The 14,893-nt window shown below is 70.2% G+C and carries 13 protein-coding genes; 7 read left to right on the top strand and 6 right to left on the bottom strand.

The window, feature by feature from the left end; genetic code table 11:
• Window positions 1-8: 8 nt before the first annotated feature.
• The 6 genes from ACZ5MC_RS22330 to ACZ5MC_RS22305 form a co-directional block, all read right to left on the bottom strand.
• Window positions 9-608 (bottom strand): outer membrane protein, encoded by a 600-nt coding sequence (locus tag ACZ5MC_RS22330; RefSeq protein WP_306598118.1) that lies wholly within the window; start codon window positions 606-608, stop codon window positions 9-11.
• Between the two features lie 48 nt (window positions 609-656).
• Window positions 657-2,174 (bottom strand): DUF1501 domain-containing protein, encoded by a 1,518-nt coding sequence (locus tag ACZ5MC_RS22325; protein ID WP_306598117.1) that lies wholly within the window; start codon window positions 2,172-2,174, stop codon window positions 657-659.
• Between the two features lie 11 nt (window positions 2,175-2,185).
• On the bottom strand, window positions 2,186-3,886 hold the full coding sequence (locus ACZ5MC_RS22320; protein WP_306598116.1) for a DUF1800 domain-containing protein: 1,701 nt from the start codon (window positions 3,884-3,886) through the stop codon (window positions 2,186-2,188).
• Between the two features lie 229 nt (window positions 3,887-4,115).
• Complete coding sequence (gene rplS / locus ACZ5MC_RS22315; protein ID WP_306598115.1) at window positions 4,116-4,478, bottom strand: 50S ribosomal protein L19; 363 nt, start codon at window positions 4,476-4,478, stop codon at window positions 4,116-4,118.
• Window positions 4,479-4,559: 81 nt separating this feature from the next.
• Window positions 4,560-5,360, bottom strand: coding sequence for a tRNA (guanosine(37)-N1)-methyltransferase TrmD (gene trmD / locus ACZ5MC_RS22310; protein WP_464516771.1), 801 nt, complete (start codon window positions 5,358-5,360; stop codon window positions 4,560-4,562).
• Window positions 5,361-5,597: 237 nt separating this feature from the next.
• Window positions 5,598-5,786 carry a DNA gyrase inhibitor YacG gene (locus ACZ5MC_RS22305; RefSeq protein ID WP_306598113.1) on the bottom strand — a complete coding sequence of 63 codons (189 nt, stop codon included), beginning with the start codon at window positions 5,784-5,786 and terminating at the stop codon, window positions 5,598-5,600.
• Window positions 5,787-5,947: 161 nt separating this feature from the next.
• On the opposite strand from ACZ5MC_RS22305, the gene dnaK reads away from it, so the two are divergent.
• The 7 genes from dnaK to ACZ5MC_RS22270 all read left to right on the top strand — a co-directional run bounded on the left by dnaK (window position 5,948) and on the right by ACZ5MC_RS22270 (window position 14,854).
• Window positions 5,948-7,837 (top strand): molecular chaperone DnaK, encoded by a 1,890-nt coding sequence (dnaK, locus tag ACZ5MC_RS22300; protein ID WP_306598112.1) that lies wholly within the window; start codon window positions 5,948-5,950, stop codon window positions 7,835-7,837.
• A 103-nt stretch (window positions 7,838-7,940) separates the two neighbouring features.
• The gene (gene dnaJ, locus ACZ5MC_RS22295) at window positions 7,941-9,026 is read left to right on the top strand and encodes a molecular chaperone DnaJ (protein ID WP_306598111.1); all 1,086 of its coding nucleotides are present in this window, start codon (window positions 7,941-7,943) and stop codon (window positions 9,024-9,026) included.
• A 1-nt stretch (window position 9,027) separates the two neighbouring features.
• Window positions 9,028-9,420 carry a MerR family transcriptional regulator gene (locus ACZ5MC_RS22290; protein ID WP_306598110.1) on the top strand — a complete coding sequence of 131 codons (393 nt, stop codon included), beginning with the start codon at window positions 9,028-9,030 and terminating at the stop codon, window positions 9,418-9,420.
• Window positions 9,421-9,464: 44 nt separating this feature from the next.
• Complete coding sequence (locus ACZ5MC_RS22285) at window positions 9,465-10,328, top strand: sigma-70 family RNA polymerase sigma factor (protein WP_306598109.1); 864 nt, start codon at window positions 9,465-9,467, stop codon at window positions 10,326-10,328.
• Window positions 10,325-11,233: an AAA family ATPase gene (locus ACZ5MC_RS22280; protein ID WP_306598108.1), complete on the top strand. Its 909-nt coding sequence runs from the start codon at window positions 10,325-10,327 to the stop codon at window positions 11,231-11,233. Before ACZ5MC_RS22285 ends, ACZ5MC_RS22280 begins: the two co-directional genes overlap by 4 nt.
• On the top strand, window positions 11,226-13,793 hold the full coding sequence (locus ACZ5MC_RS22275) for an MMPL family transporter (protein ID WP_306598107.1): 2,568 nt from the start codon (window positions 11,226-11,228) through the stop codon (window positions 13,791-13,793). The genes ACZ5MC_RS22280 and ACZ5MC_RS22275 overlap by 8 nt, the downstream gene beginning before the upstream one ends.
• A complete protein-coding gene (locus ACZ5MC_RS22270; protein ID WP_306598106.1) occupies window positions 13,790-14,854 on the top strand; it encodes an SAM-dependent methyltransferase in 1,065 nt (354 codons plus the stop codon). The genes ACZ5MC_RS22275 and ACZ5MC_RS22270 overlap by 4 nt, the downstream gene beginning before the upstream one ends.
• Window positions 14,855-14,893: the final 39 nt, after the last annotated feature.

The following is a 14,893-nucleotide window of genomic DNA, read 5'->3' as shown; positions in this document are numbered from 1 at the left end:
GGGTGCTCCTAGAATTTCATCCCGACGCTGCCCTGGAGGACGTTCCCATCGTAGGTGCGGTCCACGGAACTCACAAGGTAGCGCGCTTCCGCCGACAGGGCCCGGTTGAAACGGTAGCCGGCGCCCGCGGTCACCGCCAGCTTGGTGGTGTGGGAGGACACCCGGGCACCGGCCGCGGGCGTGCGATCGAAGAACCACCGCACCCCGCCCAGGCCGGCCAGGACGTAGGGCCCCTTGAAACTGCCGGAGAAATGGTAGAGGTGGTCGAAGGAAAGGACGTAGTTGCTCGCCTTGGTCTTCAGGGCCGGGGTCCCGGCGGGGCCGCCCTCGGGGAAGACGTTCCACTCCAGCCGCGTGCGCCGGGAGAGGCCGTCCTTGAAGTAGCGGTTCCACTGCACGCCCAGGCCCAGGCCGGTGGTGTGGTCCAGGGCCGTCCCCAGCTCCTTGGCGGGGAGGTTCGCCTGCACCTGCCAGGCGAATTCCGACCGGTCGCGGGAATGCCAGTGCCAGCGGTGGCGATCCGGCTTGGCCTCGGGCTCGTCGGCGAAGACGGGCGCGACGCTGGCGGCGCAGAGGAGGAGGACGAGGGTTCGAAGAACATGCCGCATGGAATCTCCGTGGCTTTCCAATGCCTACGGATCGGCGGCCCCGGAGGTTTAGAGGAATCCCAGGAGAGGGTTCCCCCCCGTCCCGAAGTTCGCGAGGTTCGGGAAGATCGCGGCGAGGTCGGAGGCGCCCACGCCCAGCCAGGATCCGAGGGTGGCGGCGTACTGGTCCACGGCGGTGGTGGGGATCCAGACGCCGCTGAAGGGGGAATCGGGGTTCACGAAGGCGCCCAAGTCGGGGCCCACGGTGGGGAAGCGCCCGTAGAGGTCGCCGCCCTTGACGGCGCCGCCCACCACCAGGTGGTGGGCGCCCCAGCCGTGGTCGGTGCCCGAGCCGTTGCTGGTGAAGGTGCGCCCGAAGTCGGACATGGTGAAGGCCGTCACGCTGCCGCTGAGGTCGGCGCCGTTGAGGGAGGCCAGGCTCTGCATGAAGTAGCCCAGCCCCGCGTCCAGGTTGAGCATGAGCCTGGGGTGGCTCGCATTCTCGTCCATGTGGGTGTCGTGGCCGCCCACGCCCAGGAAGAACACCTGGCGCTTCATGCCCAGCACCTGCCCGGCGGCGATGAGGTTGGCGATGGTCTGGAGGCCGGTGGCCACGGGATTGACGACGCTGGCTCCCGTGCGGGGGTCGGTGACCCTGGGGGGAGCGGGGGCGGCGGTGATCGCCAGGAGGGCGTTGGCCAGCTGCTGCTGGGCCGTTGCCGAGCGGCTCACCACCGCGGCGTGGTCGGCCTGGAAGTGGGATGGGATCGACGGCGTGGGGGACGTGATGATCGACTGGAGGGTGCCGGGGGCGGCGGAGCTTCCGAAGAGGCTGCCCTGCCGGGTGCCGCTGATGGCGATGGGACCCGAGGCGGAGGACTGGTAGGCGAGGGTGGTGCGCCCGGAGAGCAACACGGCGTTCCCCGACACCGATATGGCGGTGAACACCCCATTGGCGTTGGCGGAGGCGAACGTGTCGGCCAGGAGGCCGCCCCAGCCCAGGCGGGCCCCCTCCCCCGCTCCGGTCTGCCACGTGGACTGCTGGTCGTTGTGGGAGTAGAGGCTCCTGGGCAGGGTGGCGGTGCCGGCCTTGTACTGGGCGCGGGTGACGGGCTGGACCAGGGTGCCCAGGTTGGCCACCACGGCGGCCTTGCCCTGGGCGAAGAGGCCCTGGACGTTGGTCATGAGCGGGTGGAGGGCGAAGGTGCGCACCCCGGTGCCGGTGGTGCCCGCGGGCCACCCGTTGTCGGTGCGGGGCACGATGGGCAGCACGCCGCCCAGGGCCGAGGCCCCCTGGGACCCCAGGGCCCCCGCCACGGCCGGGGCGCCCGGCTCGGCCAGGGCGATGGAGGACGCGCCGCCCACGTTCCGGGAGGCCTGGTAGCGGCCCCAGGAATCGGCGTCGGTGGCCATGACCATGTTGGCGGAGTCGTTGCCGCCCAGCAGGAAGATGCACACCAGGGCCTTGTAGTCCGTGGGCGCGGCCAGGGCGCCCAGGGAGGCCAGGCGCAGGCCGAAGGGGTGCAGGGCAGGACCCAGGCCCAGGGCCGCGGAAAGGCGGAGGAAGTCGCGACGGGATGAGGGCATGGTTGCTCCGCTCAGCGCTGGTGCAGGAATTCGGGGGAGGCGAGGGTCAGGAACACGGCGATCTTCACCCGGTCCAGACGGGCCTTGTCCAGGTCGGCCTGGACGCCCGTGGTGGGCAGCTTGCGGGCCGCGACGGCCGCGGTGATCTGGTCGCGCAGCGTGGCCGACATGGCCGAGCAGGTGAGGACGTCGGCCACCCGCGCCACCAGGGCCGAGGGGGTTTCCGCCAGCGGGAGTTCCGCGGCGTAGGCCGCGGTGATGTCGGCGCCGGTGGTGGGGGGCAGGGTGCCGGTGCCGCCGCCGATGCCGTTGGAGACGAGGTTCAGGAGGAAGTTCAGGTAGCCCGCCACCGAGACCTCGTCCACGGTCTGGAACTCCGGGGCCAGCAGCCCCGCGGCTCCCAGCTCGCCGTGGGGGGGCACGAAGCCGGGGCGCCAGAAGTTGAAGACGGACGGCGCATTGAGCGGCGACTGGCCGAGGCTGGTGGAGCTGGAGTCCAGTCCGGGCATGAGCCAGGTGCCGGACTGGGAGGAGGCGCCGAAGGCCCTCATCCAGGCCGTGAGCCGCAGCACGGGCTCCTTCAGCTTCCCGTAGCCCGGGTCGGAGGAGGCCGTGCGGGCCTCGGGGTCCAGCAGGAGGGCCCGCACCACCGCCTTCAGGTCCCCGCGCACCCCCTTGCCGTTGTCGTTGAACGCCGCGGCCACCCGGCCCACGTAGGCCGGGGAGGGGTTGCTGGTCACCAGCTGCTGGATGAGCCGCGTGGCGAGGAAGGGCCCGACGTTGGGGTGGCCGGCGAGGGTGTCCAGGGCCACCTTGAGATCCCCCGCGGGGTCCGGCGTGGAGGAGGCGGCGATGGTGGTGCCCAGGAAGCTCTTGGCGCTCACGGAGTGGTAGGCGGGGTAGAGGCCCATGGCCGTGGTCTCGCTGGCGGGGCCCTCCATCTTCCAGAAGGTGGTGCTGGTGGGATTGGCGGCGTACCAGCCCCAGCCCGTGAACGCCTTGGCCAGGCCCGCCACGTCGTCATGGCTGTAGGTGGGGATGGGGGCGCCCTGGGCGTCGGTCTTCAGGGTGCCGTCGGCGTTGAGCTGGTAGAGGCCGATGGTGAAGAGCTGCATGACCTCCCGGGCGAAGTTCTCGTCCGGCAGGCGCCCGCGGGTGAGGTCCTCCTGTCGGTTGTTGAAGGAGGAGAGGTAGAACCCCATGGCCGGATGGAGGGTGACGTCCTCCAGGAGCCTGCGGAAGCTGCCGAAGGCGCCGGCCCGGAGCGTGTCGTAGTAGGAGGCCGCGCTGCGGGGATGGCCGGCGACCTTGGCGTCCTGCATGGACACCACCATGATCTGGCTCAGTGCGAAGGCCACCCGGTGCCGCAGGGGGTCCCCGGCGTTGACCGCCTGCCCGTAGAAATGCTCATAGAACTGGTTGGGACCGAGACTGAGGAGCCCGGTGGTCCTGCCCGAGTTGTAGGCGTCGAACTGGGCCTGGCGGGCGTCCATGTGGGCCACGAAGGTATCGGTGGCCGGCTGGGCCAGCTGGTGGTCCACCCAGCCGGCGTAGCCCAGGGTGGTCAGCAGGGCCACGTCCGCGTCCGAGGGACCGAAGGTGGCCTGGGTGAGGAAGCGCCGGGCCTCGGCGGGCGTCGCGGGGGGATCCTTGGGCGGGGCCAGGGTGGGGTGGCTGCCGCCGCCGCACGCCAGCAGGAAAGCGGCCGCCATGGAGATCACGGACCTTCGGATAAAGGTGGGGCGGATCATACGTGCTCCCGAGAAGGGCTTGCCTAGCGCTCGATTCCCGGGGGGCCATGTACCGTGCCAAACCATTCATATGATAAGGCAAGCGAGCGAAGGGTGACGAAAAGAATCACGATCCTTCGCACGGATCCACATGGGCAGAAAAAAACGCCCGGCATGGTGTGCCGGGCGTTTTCGTCGCGCTGGGCGCGGTCTACTCGGTGACGAGCTCCCGGCGGCGCTCCTTGAGGCGGCCGGCCTTGCCGAGCTTGTCGCGCAGGAAGTAGAGCTTGGCGCGGCGGACCTTGCCGCTGCGGAGCACTTCCAGCTTGTCGATCGAGGGGCTGTGGAGGGGGAAGACCCGCTCGACCCCGATGCCGGCCGAGATCTTCCGGACGGTGAAGGAGGTGCGCATGCCGCCGCCCTTGATGCTGATCACCACGCCCTGGTAGATCTGGATGCGTTCCTTCTCGCCTTCCTTCACCTTCACGTGCACCTTGACGGTGTCGCCGGGGGCGATCTTGGGGAGGTCGGAACGAAGCATGCCAGCTTCGAGGCGGTCCATAATGTTGGTCATGACTTCTCCTGTTGAGGCCAGCGGTCCCAGGGCCAGAACGGCCGGACATGGCGCACGAATCCCACACTCGGGCTGATCAGTTTACCGGAATGAGCCCGGATTTCCAGCGCTTTTCCAGCCTTTGGGCCGGGGCCGGTCCCAGTCCTCGGGGTGCTCGGCCTGCCAGGCGCACCATTGGTCCGCCCGGGGCAGGGCCGGGATGCGGGCCCGGAAGGCCTCCCACAGGTCCGGGCGCAGGCGCTTCGTGCGGGCCATGGCCTCCCGGAGGCGGTGGAGGCGGATGGCCTCGTGGTTGCCGCCCTGGAGCACGGCGGGGACCGGGAGGCCCTCGAACTCCGCGGGGCGGGTGTAGTGGGTGTGGTCCAGCAGGCCCCCGGCGAAGCTGTCGGCGTCGGCCGAGGCGCTGTTGCCCAGGACCCCGGGGAGCCAGCGGCACACCGCGTCGATGAGGAAGAGGGCCGGGAGCTCGCCCCCGGAGAGCACGGCCTCCCCGACGCTCAGCTCCTCGTCGATGTAGAGGTCCACGGCCCGCTGGTCCAGGCCCTCGAAGCGCGTGCAGACCAGCACGACCTGGTCCAGGGCGGCCAGTTCCAGGACCTTGGCCTGGTCCAGGGGCGGGGCGGCGGGGCTGAAGTGGATGACCCGGCGCCGGGGTTCCCGGGGCAGCGAGGCCAGGGCGTCCCGGACCACGTCGGGCCGGAGCACCATGCCCGGCCCGCCCCCGAAGGGCGGGGCGTCCACGTGGCCGAAGGCGTTGCCCGCGAAGGGGCGGTAGGAGTGGGTGGCCAGCACGTGCCCCAGGTCCCGGAAGGCCCGGCCCGTGACCCCCGTGAGGGCCAGATCGAAGAACTCGGGGAGAAGGGTCAGGGCGTCGAAGCGCATGGGGTTCCAGTTTGTCACAAGGAATTGAAGGGTTGGACCTTGCGCTTTGGCCGGGGGCAACCATCCTTGCGGGGTCGAATCCGGCCGGAACGGCTACAAGTATATAAATAATTACCTTTGAAGGGGCCTGCCGGGCCTCTCCGTCCCCTTTTCAGCCATCCTTCCAAAAGAAAGGCGCTCCCATGGAATGGGTCACTCTCCTCCTCCAGATCCTCGAACTGCTGATCCGGCTGCTCGCTACGAAGTAGGCGTCTCCTCGGACCAGCCCTCCCCGTCCTCCAGGGCGGGATCCACCGGCACCCGGTAGGCCTCGGAGCCCCACGCTCCCAGGTCCCGGGTGCGACAGCGTTCGGAGCAGAAGGGCCGGGTGGGGGTCGTCTCCCAGGGGACGGGTTTGCGGCATTGGGGGCAGGGGCGCACGAGCATGGCCCCAGTCTACCACCCGGCCCTCCACGCAATCCTGCTTGCGTCGGCATTAAAAAATTTTAGTCAGTTTTGGAAGATCCGGTTGACACCTGGATTTCCATGCGTAGACTGGGAAGTGCGGAATGGTGACGGAACCGTCCGGCACCCCCCAGGAGGCAGGTATGGGAAAGATCATCGGCATCGACCTCGGCACCACCAACAGCTGCGTCGCAGTCATGGAGGGTGGCCAGCCAAAGGTCATTCCCAACGCGGAAGGCTCGGACACCACCCCCAGCGTGGTGGGCTTCAACCCCAAGACCAGCGAGCGCCTGGTCGGCGCGGCCGCCAAGCGGCAGGCCGTGGCCCAGCCCAAGAACACGGTCTCCTCCATCAAGCGGTTCATGGGGCTCCCCTTCGCCGATTCCTCCAAGGAACAGCACCTGGTGCCCTACCTGGTCGAGCGCGGCGAGAAGGGCGGCTGCAACGTCAACATCATGGGCAAGCACTACACCCCTGAAGAAATCAGCGCCATGGTGCTCACCAAGATGAAGGAGAGCGCCGAGGCCTACCTGGGCGAGAAGGTGACCCAGGCCGTCATCACGGTCCCGGCCTACTTCAACGACGCCCAGCGCCAGGCCACCAAGGACGCCGGGGCCATCGCGGGCCTGGAGGTGATGCGCATCATCAACGAGCCCACCGCCGCGGCCCTGGCCTACGGCCTGGACAAGAAGAAGGACGGGACCATCGCGGTGTTCGACTTCGGCGGCGGCACCTTCGACATCTCGATCCTGGAGGTGTCCGAGGGCGTGGTCGAGGTGAAGTCCACCAACGGCGACACCCACCTGGGCGGCGACAACGTGGACCAGCTGATCATCGACTGGCTCATCGAGGAGTTCCAGAAGGCCGAGGGCATCGACCTGCGCAAGCAGGCGGAATCCCTGCAGCGCCTGAAGGAGGCCGCCGAAAAGGCCAAGTGCGAGCTCTCCACCACCACCCAGACCGACATCAGCCTGCCCTACATCACGGCGGACGCCAGCGGTCCCAAGCACATCAGCCAGACCCTCACCCGCAGCCGCTTCGAGGCCATGCTCGAGCCGATCCTCAAGCAGCTTCGCGTCCCCTGCGAGAACGCGGTGAAGGACGCCAAGCTCAGCCACCACGAGATCGACGAGGTCGTCCTGGTGGGCGGCTCCACCCGCACCCCCAAGGTGCAGGAGCTGGTGAAGTCCATCTTCGGCCGCGAGCCCAACAAGAGCGTGAACCCTGACGAAGTGGTGGCCGTGGGCGCCGCGGTGCAGGGCGGCGTGCTCGCCGGCGACGTGAAGGGCGTGCTGCTCCTGGACGTGACGCCGCTCTCCCTGGGCATCAACGCCAACGGCGGGCAGATGAGCGTCATCATCCCCCGCAACACCACCATTCCCACCAAGCGGTCCGAGATCTACACCACCGCCGTGGACAACCAGCCCGGCGTGGACATCGAGGTGTTCCAGGGCGAACGCCCGCTCGTCGAGGGCAACAAGCTCCTGGGCAACTTCCACCTGGGCGGCCTGCCCCCCGCGCCCCGCGGCATGCCCCAGATCGAGGTGGTCTTCGACATCGACGCCAACGGCATCGTGCACGTGACGGCCAAGGACAAGGGCACCGGCAAGGACGCCAGCATCACCCTCACCGGCTCCACGGGCCTGTCCAAGGAGGAGATCGACGCCAAGGTCAAGGACGCCGAGGCCCACAAGGCCGAGGACGAGGACCGCAAGAAGCTCCTGGAGGACAAGAACCACCTGGACCAGACCATCTACCAGGTGGAGAAGCTCATCAAGGAGAACGGCGAGAAGCTCCCCGAGGGCGACCGCAAGGACGCCGAGGCCGCCATCGCCGAAGGCAAGGAGGCCCTGGCCAGCCTGGACAAGGACCGCATCGCCAAGGCCCTGGAGAACCTCAACGCCAAGAGCCACAAGCTGGCCGAGAGCATCTACAAGGATGCCCAGCCCCCGCAGGATCCCGGCGCGGCGGCCCCCGGCGGGGACCCCAAGAAGAAGGAGGACGACGTCATCGACGCCGAAGTCGTGAACTAGGAATTGACGCATTCCCGTGGGGCCGGGGTTTCGACCCCGGCCCTTCGTCTATCCGGCAAAAAACCTTAGTCCGGGTGGCGCAAATCCAGGGTAAATTGCTGCCATGGCCACTCCCGACTACTACAAGATTCTTGGCGTCCCCAAGGGCGCCTCCGAGGAGGACATCAAGAAGGCCTACCGGAAGCTCGCGCGCAAGTTCCATCCGGACCTCAACCCCGGCAACAAGGAGTCGGAGGCCCGGTTCAAGGAGCTCGCCGAGGCCAACGACGTCCTGTCCGATCCTGCCAAGCGGAAGAACTACGACACCTACGGCGACCCGGCCGGGCCGGGGCCCCAGATGGGCGGCGGCCAGGGCTTCTCCTTCGAGGACGGCGGATTCGCCGGCAGCTTCCAGGATCTCTTCCAGGGCTTCGGCAAGCGGCCCCCGGGCCGCCGGAGGCCGGGGCCCCGGGCCGGCGAGGACACCCAGCACACCGTCCGCATCGGCTTCAAGGACGCCTTCAGCGGCACCCGCCTCACCCTCAACCTGCACCGCTCCGAGACCTGCACGGCCTGCCAGGGCAGCGGGGACAAGGTGGGCGCGCCGGTGAGCACCTGCCCCACCTGTTCCGGCCGGGGCTACCAGGAGCTGGGCGGCGGCTTCTTCCGCTCGAGGGAGGAGTGCCCGGCCTGCGGCGGAACGGGGAAGAAGGCCCCCCCCTGCGAGACCTGCAAGGGCCAGGGGCGCATCCCCCGGAACGAGTCCGTGACCGTGGCCATCCCCGCGGGGGTGGAGGACGGGACCCGGCTGCGGGTGGCCGGCAAGGGCGAGGCCGGACGGCGCGGCGGCGGCCCCGGGGACCTCTACCTGCAGGTGCAGGTGGAAGCGGACCCGCGCTTCGAGCGCCGGGGGGCGAACCTCTATCTGGATCTCCCCATCAGTTTTTCCGAGAGCGCCCTGGGGGCCAAGGTGGAGATCCCCACCCCCGAGGGCCACTCCACCATCAAGATCCCGCCGGGCACCCAGGGCGGCGCCAACCTCCGCCTCAAGGGGCTGGGCATGCCCATCCCCGGAGCCTCCCAGCGGGGGGATCTCTTCGCCCGCATCAAGGTGGTGACGCCGAAGATCGAGGACGAGCGGTCCAAGGAACTGCTCCGGGAACTTGCGGAACTCAACGACGGATCCATCCGTGCGGACGCGTGGAGGTGATATGAGGCGGGATCCGAAAAGCGGCTCGTACATGATCGGCGTGGTGGCCGCCCGGTATGAAATCCACCCCCAGACCCTGCGCTTATATGAAAGGGAAGGGCTCCTTCTCCCCTCCCGGACGGAGGGCAAGACCCGCCTCTACAGTGAGGACGACCTGGAACGCCTTGAGTTCATCCTTAGTCTTACCAGAGACTTGGGTGTAAATCTGGCCGGCGTCGAGGTGGTCCTGAACCTCCGGGACCGCATGAAAAAAATGCAGGAGGAGATGCAAAACATTATCGAAAAAAATGAATCTAAAATGAAGTCAGCCGGACTTGAACCCGAAAGGGGTCCGGAAGGCATTTCTTCGACAGGCCTGGTCAAACTGACGCACCAAGGCCTGCGCAAGAGGTAAGCTGACAATCCCTTTGTTATGCTGTTCCTTCTTCAAGGTGGAATGTGCCCCAACGGCATCTGGAAGAGCGGTCGCTCGACAAGTACTTCGACTCGATCAGGGATCTCCCGCTCCTGACCGCGGAGGAGGAGCGCATCAACGGCAGGCTGTGGCAGAACGACCGCAACCCCGAGGGCCTGCGCATGCTCGTGGAGGGCAACCTCCGCTTCGTCGTCAAGGAGGCGCGCAAGTTCCAGGGCATGGGGCTCGACCTGCTGGACCTCATCTCCGAGGGTAACCTCGGCCTCATCGAGGCCGCCAAGCGCTTCGATCCCGAGCGCGAGAACAAGTTCCTTACCTACGCGTCCTGGTGGGTGCGCCAGGCCATCTTCCACGCGCTGGCCGAGCACGGCAGCAAGATCCGCCTGCCCCAGAAGGTGGCCGGGCACCTGGTGCAGCTCAACCGCATCACCCACCGCCTGGGCCAGGACCTGGGCCGCACGCCCACCGTGGCCGACATCGTCGCCAACAGCAACTTCTCCGCGGAGGAGGTGGAGCGCCTGCAGCTGCTGCAGCAGACCACCTCCACCGTCAGCACCGAGCAGGGCATGGGCGAGTCGGACCTCACCCTGGGCGACAGCCTCGAGCAGACCATCGAGCCCAGCGCCATGGACACCCTGGACCAGGAGTCCTTCCAGGACCAGGTGCGGCTCAGCCTGGGCCTGCTCAACGAGAAGGAGCGCCGCATCATCGCCCTGCACTTCGGCCTGGACGGCTCGGACCCCATGACGCTCGAGCGCATCGGCCAGTCCTTCGAGCCCCCCATCAGCCGCGAGCGGGTGCGCCAGATCGAGGAGCGCGCCTTCATGAAGATCCGCGAGCGCAGGCGCGTCCTCCTCGGGCAGTTCCTGAAGGGAGACCGTTCGTGAAAGGTGCCGAAGTCTGCCCCCTCTGCGACGGGCGGCGGGTGATCCTGGATCCGGATCCCATGAAGCCGGCGCGCCCCTGCACGTGCGCGGCCCCGGCCGCGGCCCAGCGCGCGGTGCACGGCATTCCCGGGCGGTACCGCGAGGCCACCTTCGAGTCCTTCTGGGAGTGGTGGAAGATCCAGAACCCGCGCGAGAAGCTCGTGGGCTCGCTGGCGCAGGTGAACCAGCTGCTCGACAACGCCGAGATCCGCGCCACCCTCTCCGAGGACCTGCGCAGCAAGCTCGACCTCATCGTCCACAAGTGCGGGCCCAAGGCCGGCCCCGACGGCGAGATGACCTGGCGCGACCCCAGGCCGGCCCAGGAGCCCTGGGGCTACCGCTCGCTGTTCAACTGGGCGCGCAGCGACCGGGACCCCTCCGACTTCTGGTGGATCGACGGGCCTCCGGGCTCCGGGCGCAGCACCCTGGCCGCGGCGGCCCTCAAGGCCTGCGGCGAGCGCACCCGCGGCGGCGGCCTGTTCATCTCGGTGCGCGCCTTCACGCTGGAGCTGCGCGACACCTACTACGATTCCCGCAGCTTCACCAACACCGACTTCATCAGCGAGCGCGACCGAATGGCGCCGCTGCTTGAGGCGCCCATCCTCGTGCTGGACGACTTCGACCGCATGGACGGCGACATCCGCGTGGTGCGCGCCATGGCCCAGCTCCTGGACCACCGCTACGGGGAGCAGCTCCCCACCCTCCTCACCGCCAGCCGGTGGACCGAGACCCTCCAGAACGGCGACCGGGACACCTACCCGCTGCTGCGCCTCGACGATCCCAGCCTCTTCCGGCGCCTGGCCTCGGCCAAGCGGGTCGTGCTGCGCCCGACCCTGGAGCGGCTGCTGGAAACCCTGAATGGGTAGGAAGCTCCTCCGCGCGCTCCTGCTCCTCCACCTGCGCCGCCCCGCGGGCCTGTGGATCGGGCTGGCCGTCCTGACCCTGGCCCTGGGCCTGGGCGCGCTGCGCGTGGAGCGCAGGCTCGACCTCATGAGCCTCCTGCCCACGGACAACCCCGTGGTGCGCGCCAGCATCGAGGCCGGCGTGGGCCAGCAGGAACTGCTCTGGCTCGCCGCCGAAGGCGGGCCCGGGGACCTGGAGGCCCGGCAGGCCTGGGCCGAGCACCTGGTGGAGAACCTCCTCACCGACGCCAGCGTCCCCCTGAACGGCATGAGCGGCGAGGGCCGCATCTCGCCGCCCATCCCCGTGCCGGAGGCCCGGGGCGCCTCCCTCTGGCCGCCCCTGCTGGCCGCGGGCAGCTTCCTCGAGGGCGACGGCGCCGTGGGGCGCCTGGTCACCGAGCAGTTCTACGCCCTGGCCCCCATGCTCCTGGGGGACCGCCTGGCGCCCCTGAAGGACCCCGCCGAGCTGCAGCGGCGCTTCCGGGCGACGGCGAAGGCCCTGGCCTCTCCGGACCCGGCCAAGGCCAAGCTGGCCCAGCTCGACCCCCTCCAGCTCAGCCAGTTCGTGACGGAAAAGGACGAGACCCGCCTGAGGGTGACCCAGGGCGCCAGGGCCTTCCCCGTGAAGCTGCGCACGGGCTACCTGGAGACCCGCGACGGCCGCTTCGTCCTGGTCCCCCTGGTGCTGGACTTCCCCAGCGGCGACGCCCGGGCCACGGCGCGGGTCCTGCGGTGGCTGGGCGCGGGCGCCCGGGGTCCCCTGCCGGAGCGGGCCACCCACGCCCAGGTGCGCGGGGCGCTGGCCGCGGGCCCCGACCGCGCCTTCCCGCTCCAGGCCACCGGCGCCCACGCCATCGCCTACTGGGAGTCCCACACCCTCACCCGGGAGATCCTCCTGAGCCTCCTGCTGAGCTTCGTGCTCATCGGACTGGTGTACTGGATCGGCTTCCGGACCCTGGCCGGCTACGGTTTCGTGGTGGTCCCCCTCCTGCTGGGCATGCTGTGGGCCCTGGGCCTCACGGGCTGGGTCCTGGGCCGGCTCAACCTCATGGCGGCCGCTTTCGGCGCGGTGCTCCTGGGCATCGGGGACGATGTGGGCATCCTGCTCTTCAGCCGCTACCGGGACGAACGCCAGACGGGCCGCACCAAGGCCCTGAGCCTGCGCGCCGCCCTCCTGGGCACCGGCCCCGGCGTCATCGCCGGGGGCCTTGCCACCTCCGCGGCGTTCCTGGCGTGCGTGGCGGCGCCCTTCCCGGGCTTCCGGGACCTGGGCCTGACCGCCGGCCTGGGCCTCCTGGCCTGCATGGCCGCGAGCTTCCTGGTGCTGCCGGCCCTGCTCCTGGCCCTGGACCGGGGCACGGGGACCTTCGCGCCCGCCCCGCACGCCCTCGACCGCCCCGCCCCCATCCGGCCCTGGAAGCCCGCCCTGGCCCTGGCCCTGCTGGTGCTGGGCACCTGGGGCATCGGCTCCATGAAGTGGGAGGAGGACCTGCGCCGCTTCCGCCAGCAGGGAAACCCCGCCCTCTCCCTGCAGGAGACCCTCAGCCACGCCCTGGGAGCCGGCCTCCAGCCCCTGGCGGTGCAGCTGCCCCTGGACGACCCCGCGCGCCTGCCCCAGCTGTGGAACGCCGTGGTCGTCCCCCTGCGCAGGGAGGGCCTGCCCATGCCCGAGTGGAAGGTGCCGTCGCCCGAGCTCAAGCGGATCCTGGGTTCGGACACCTGGTACCGCCGGGCCCTGGAGGAGGCGGCCTCCGCGGGCCTGGACCCGGTGGCCCTGGAAGGCAGCCTTACCGCCCTGCGCGCCAGCGTGGAGAATCCCGCCAACGTGCCCCGGAGCATCCAGGCCCTCATGCCCCCCGTGAAGGCCCCGGTGCGGCGCGCCCCGCTCCAGCTCTTCGGATGGCACGCGGGGCCCCGGGAGCCGGAGGCCGCCCCGGCCGCGACCTTCACCCTGCCCCTGCGCCTTTCCGAAGGCGCCCAGGAGCGCATCGAGGCCGAAGTGGAGGCCGCCGGAGGGCGCATGGTGGGCACCCGCCCCCTCTTCCGCGCCATCAAGGCCGTGGCCCGGGACGCCCTGCGCCAGGTGATCCTCCTGGCCCTGGCCGCCGTGCTGGCCGTGGTGGCCGTCTTCGGGCGGCGCCTGCGCTTCCTGGGGCTGGCCCTGGTGCCCCTGGCGGCGAGCCAGGTGGGGGCCCTGGGCATCCTGGGCTGGATCGGCGAGCCGCTCACGTTCCTGTCCCTGGTGGCCATCCCCATCGCCCTGGGCGTGAGCGTGGACACCGCCATGAACCTCCTCCACCGGGCCCGCCTGGAGCCCCATGCGGCGGCCCGCGTGGCCCGGGTCAACGCCGTGTGCGCCGGCACCACCCTGGCCGGCTTCGGGGGCCTGGCCTTCAGCGGGTACCGGGGCCTGCGCGGCCTGGGCCTGGCCTCCCTGGGCGGCGTGGCCCTGGCCCTCCTCGTCACCCAGTGGGTCCTTCCCTGGATCCTGGAGCGGTGGCCCCTGCACCGGAGCGAACCGTGAACGACCTCAAGGCCCTCGTTGAGGCCCGCCTGGCCAAGGGCCCCCTGCCCGCCGCCGAGGCCATGGCCCTGGCCCTCTACCACCCGGAATTCGGCTACTACCGGCGCGCCGAGGGCCCCTGGGGCTTCGAGGGCGCAGACTACTACACGGCCCTGGACCTGGGACCCCTGCTGGGCGAGGCCCTGGCCACGCGCCTGGAGCGGGCCTGGGAACGGCTCGGTCGGCCCGATCCCTTCGTCGTGCTGGAACCCGGCGCCGGCCGGGGCTGGCTGGGCCGGGACCTGCTGCAGGCCTCCCGAGGGGCCTTCGGCGCGTGCCTGCGCTACCTCCACCGGGACGACAACCCCGCCGCCGCGGCCGCCGCGCGCATCGCCCTGGCGCCCCACCTCGAATCCGGCCGGGCCCGCATCGTCGCCCAGCAGGAGCCCCTGGAACCCTTCCGGGGCGCCATCCTCTCCAACGAGCTCTTCGACGCCCTGCCCGCCCAGCCCTACCGCTGGGACGGCGAGCGCTGGAGCTACGAGGCCCTGACCGCCCAGGGCCAGGCATGGCTGCCGGCGGACCCCTGCGAAGCCGTCGACTGGTTCGCCTCCCAGGCCGAAGGCGGCCTGGAGGCCGGGGACGGCGCCCCCTGGTGCGAGGACCTGCCCGGGCTGGTGCGGGACCTGGCCGGGTGCCTGGAGGCGGGTCTCTTCCTCGCCATCGACTACGGCCACACCGCCAGCCGGGTCCTGGACAAGGGCTCCGACCTGCGCCGCTACAAGGGCCACAAGGTGGACGGCGCCTGGTGGGAGGACCTGGGGGAGGCCGACCTCACCGCCGACGTGGACTTCACCCGCCTCGCCCTCCACCTGGAGCGCGCGGGCCTGCGCGAGTCCGCCCACGTGAGCCTCAGCGCCTGGATCCGGGAGCACGCGCCCCTGGCGGCCTGGGAGGAGGCGTGGCAGACCCTGGAGCCGGCGGCACGCGTGAAGCGCATGGAGAACCTCCTGCAGCTCACCCTGCCCACCTTCATGGGCGAGCGGTTCCGGGTGCTGGAGGCCTGGAGGAGTTGTGATTGAGGACCGGGCCACCGGGCGCCAGGGGGGATAGAATTGGGT

Source organism: Mesoterricola sp. JemC181, assembly GCF_055384585.1.
This window is presented reverse-complemented; position numbering and strand designations above follow the sequence as displayed.

Coding starts and splice junctions, on each gene's coding strand:
- ACZ5MC_RS22325 (WP_306598117.1), bottom strand. CDS start 2,174: ATGCCCTCATCCCGTCGCGACTTCCTCCGCCTTTCCGCGGCCCTGGGC.
- ACZ5MC_RS22330 (WP_306598118.1), bottom strand. CDS start 608: ATGCGGCATGTTCTTCGAACCCTCGTCCTCCTCCTCTGCGCCGCCAGC.
- ACZ5MC_RS22305 (WP_306598113.1), bottom strand. CDS start 5,786: ATGCTCGTGCGCCCCTGCCCCCAATGCCGCAAACCCGTCCCCTGGGAG.
- dnaK (WP_306598112.1), top strand. CDS start 5,948: ATGGGAAAGATCATCGGCATCGACCTCGGCACCACCAACAGCTGCGTC.
- rplS (WP_306598115.1), bottom strand. CDS start 4,478: ATGACCAACATTATGGACCGCCTCGAAGCTGGCATGCTTCGTTCCGAC.
- trmD (WP_464516771.1), bottom strand. CDS start 5,360: ATGCGCTTCGACGCCCTGACCCTTCTCCCCGAGTTCTTCGATCTGGCC.
- ACZ5MC_RS22320 (WP_306598116.1), bottom strand. CDS start 3,886: ATGGCGGCCGCTTTCCTGCTGGCGTGCGGCGGCGGCAGCCACCCCACC.
- dnaJ (WP_306598111.1), top strand. CDS start 7,941: ATGGCCACTCCCGACTACTACAAGATTCTTGGCGTCCCCAAGGGCGCC.
- ACZ5MC_RS22275 (WP_306598107.1), top strand. CDS start 11,226: ATGGGTAGGAAGCTCCTCCGCGCGCTCCTGCTCCTCCACCTGCGCCGC.
- ACZ5MC_RS22290 (WP_306598110.1), top strand. CDS start 9,028: ATGAGGCGGGATCCGAAAAGCGGCTCGTACATGATCGGCGTGGTGGCC.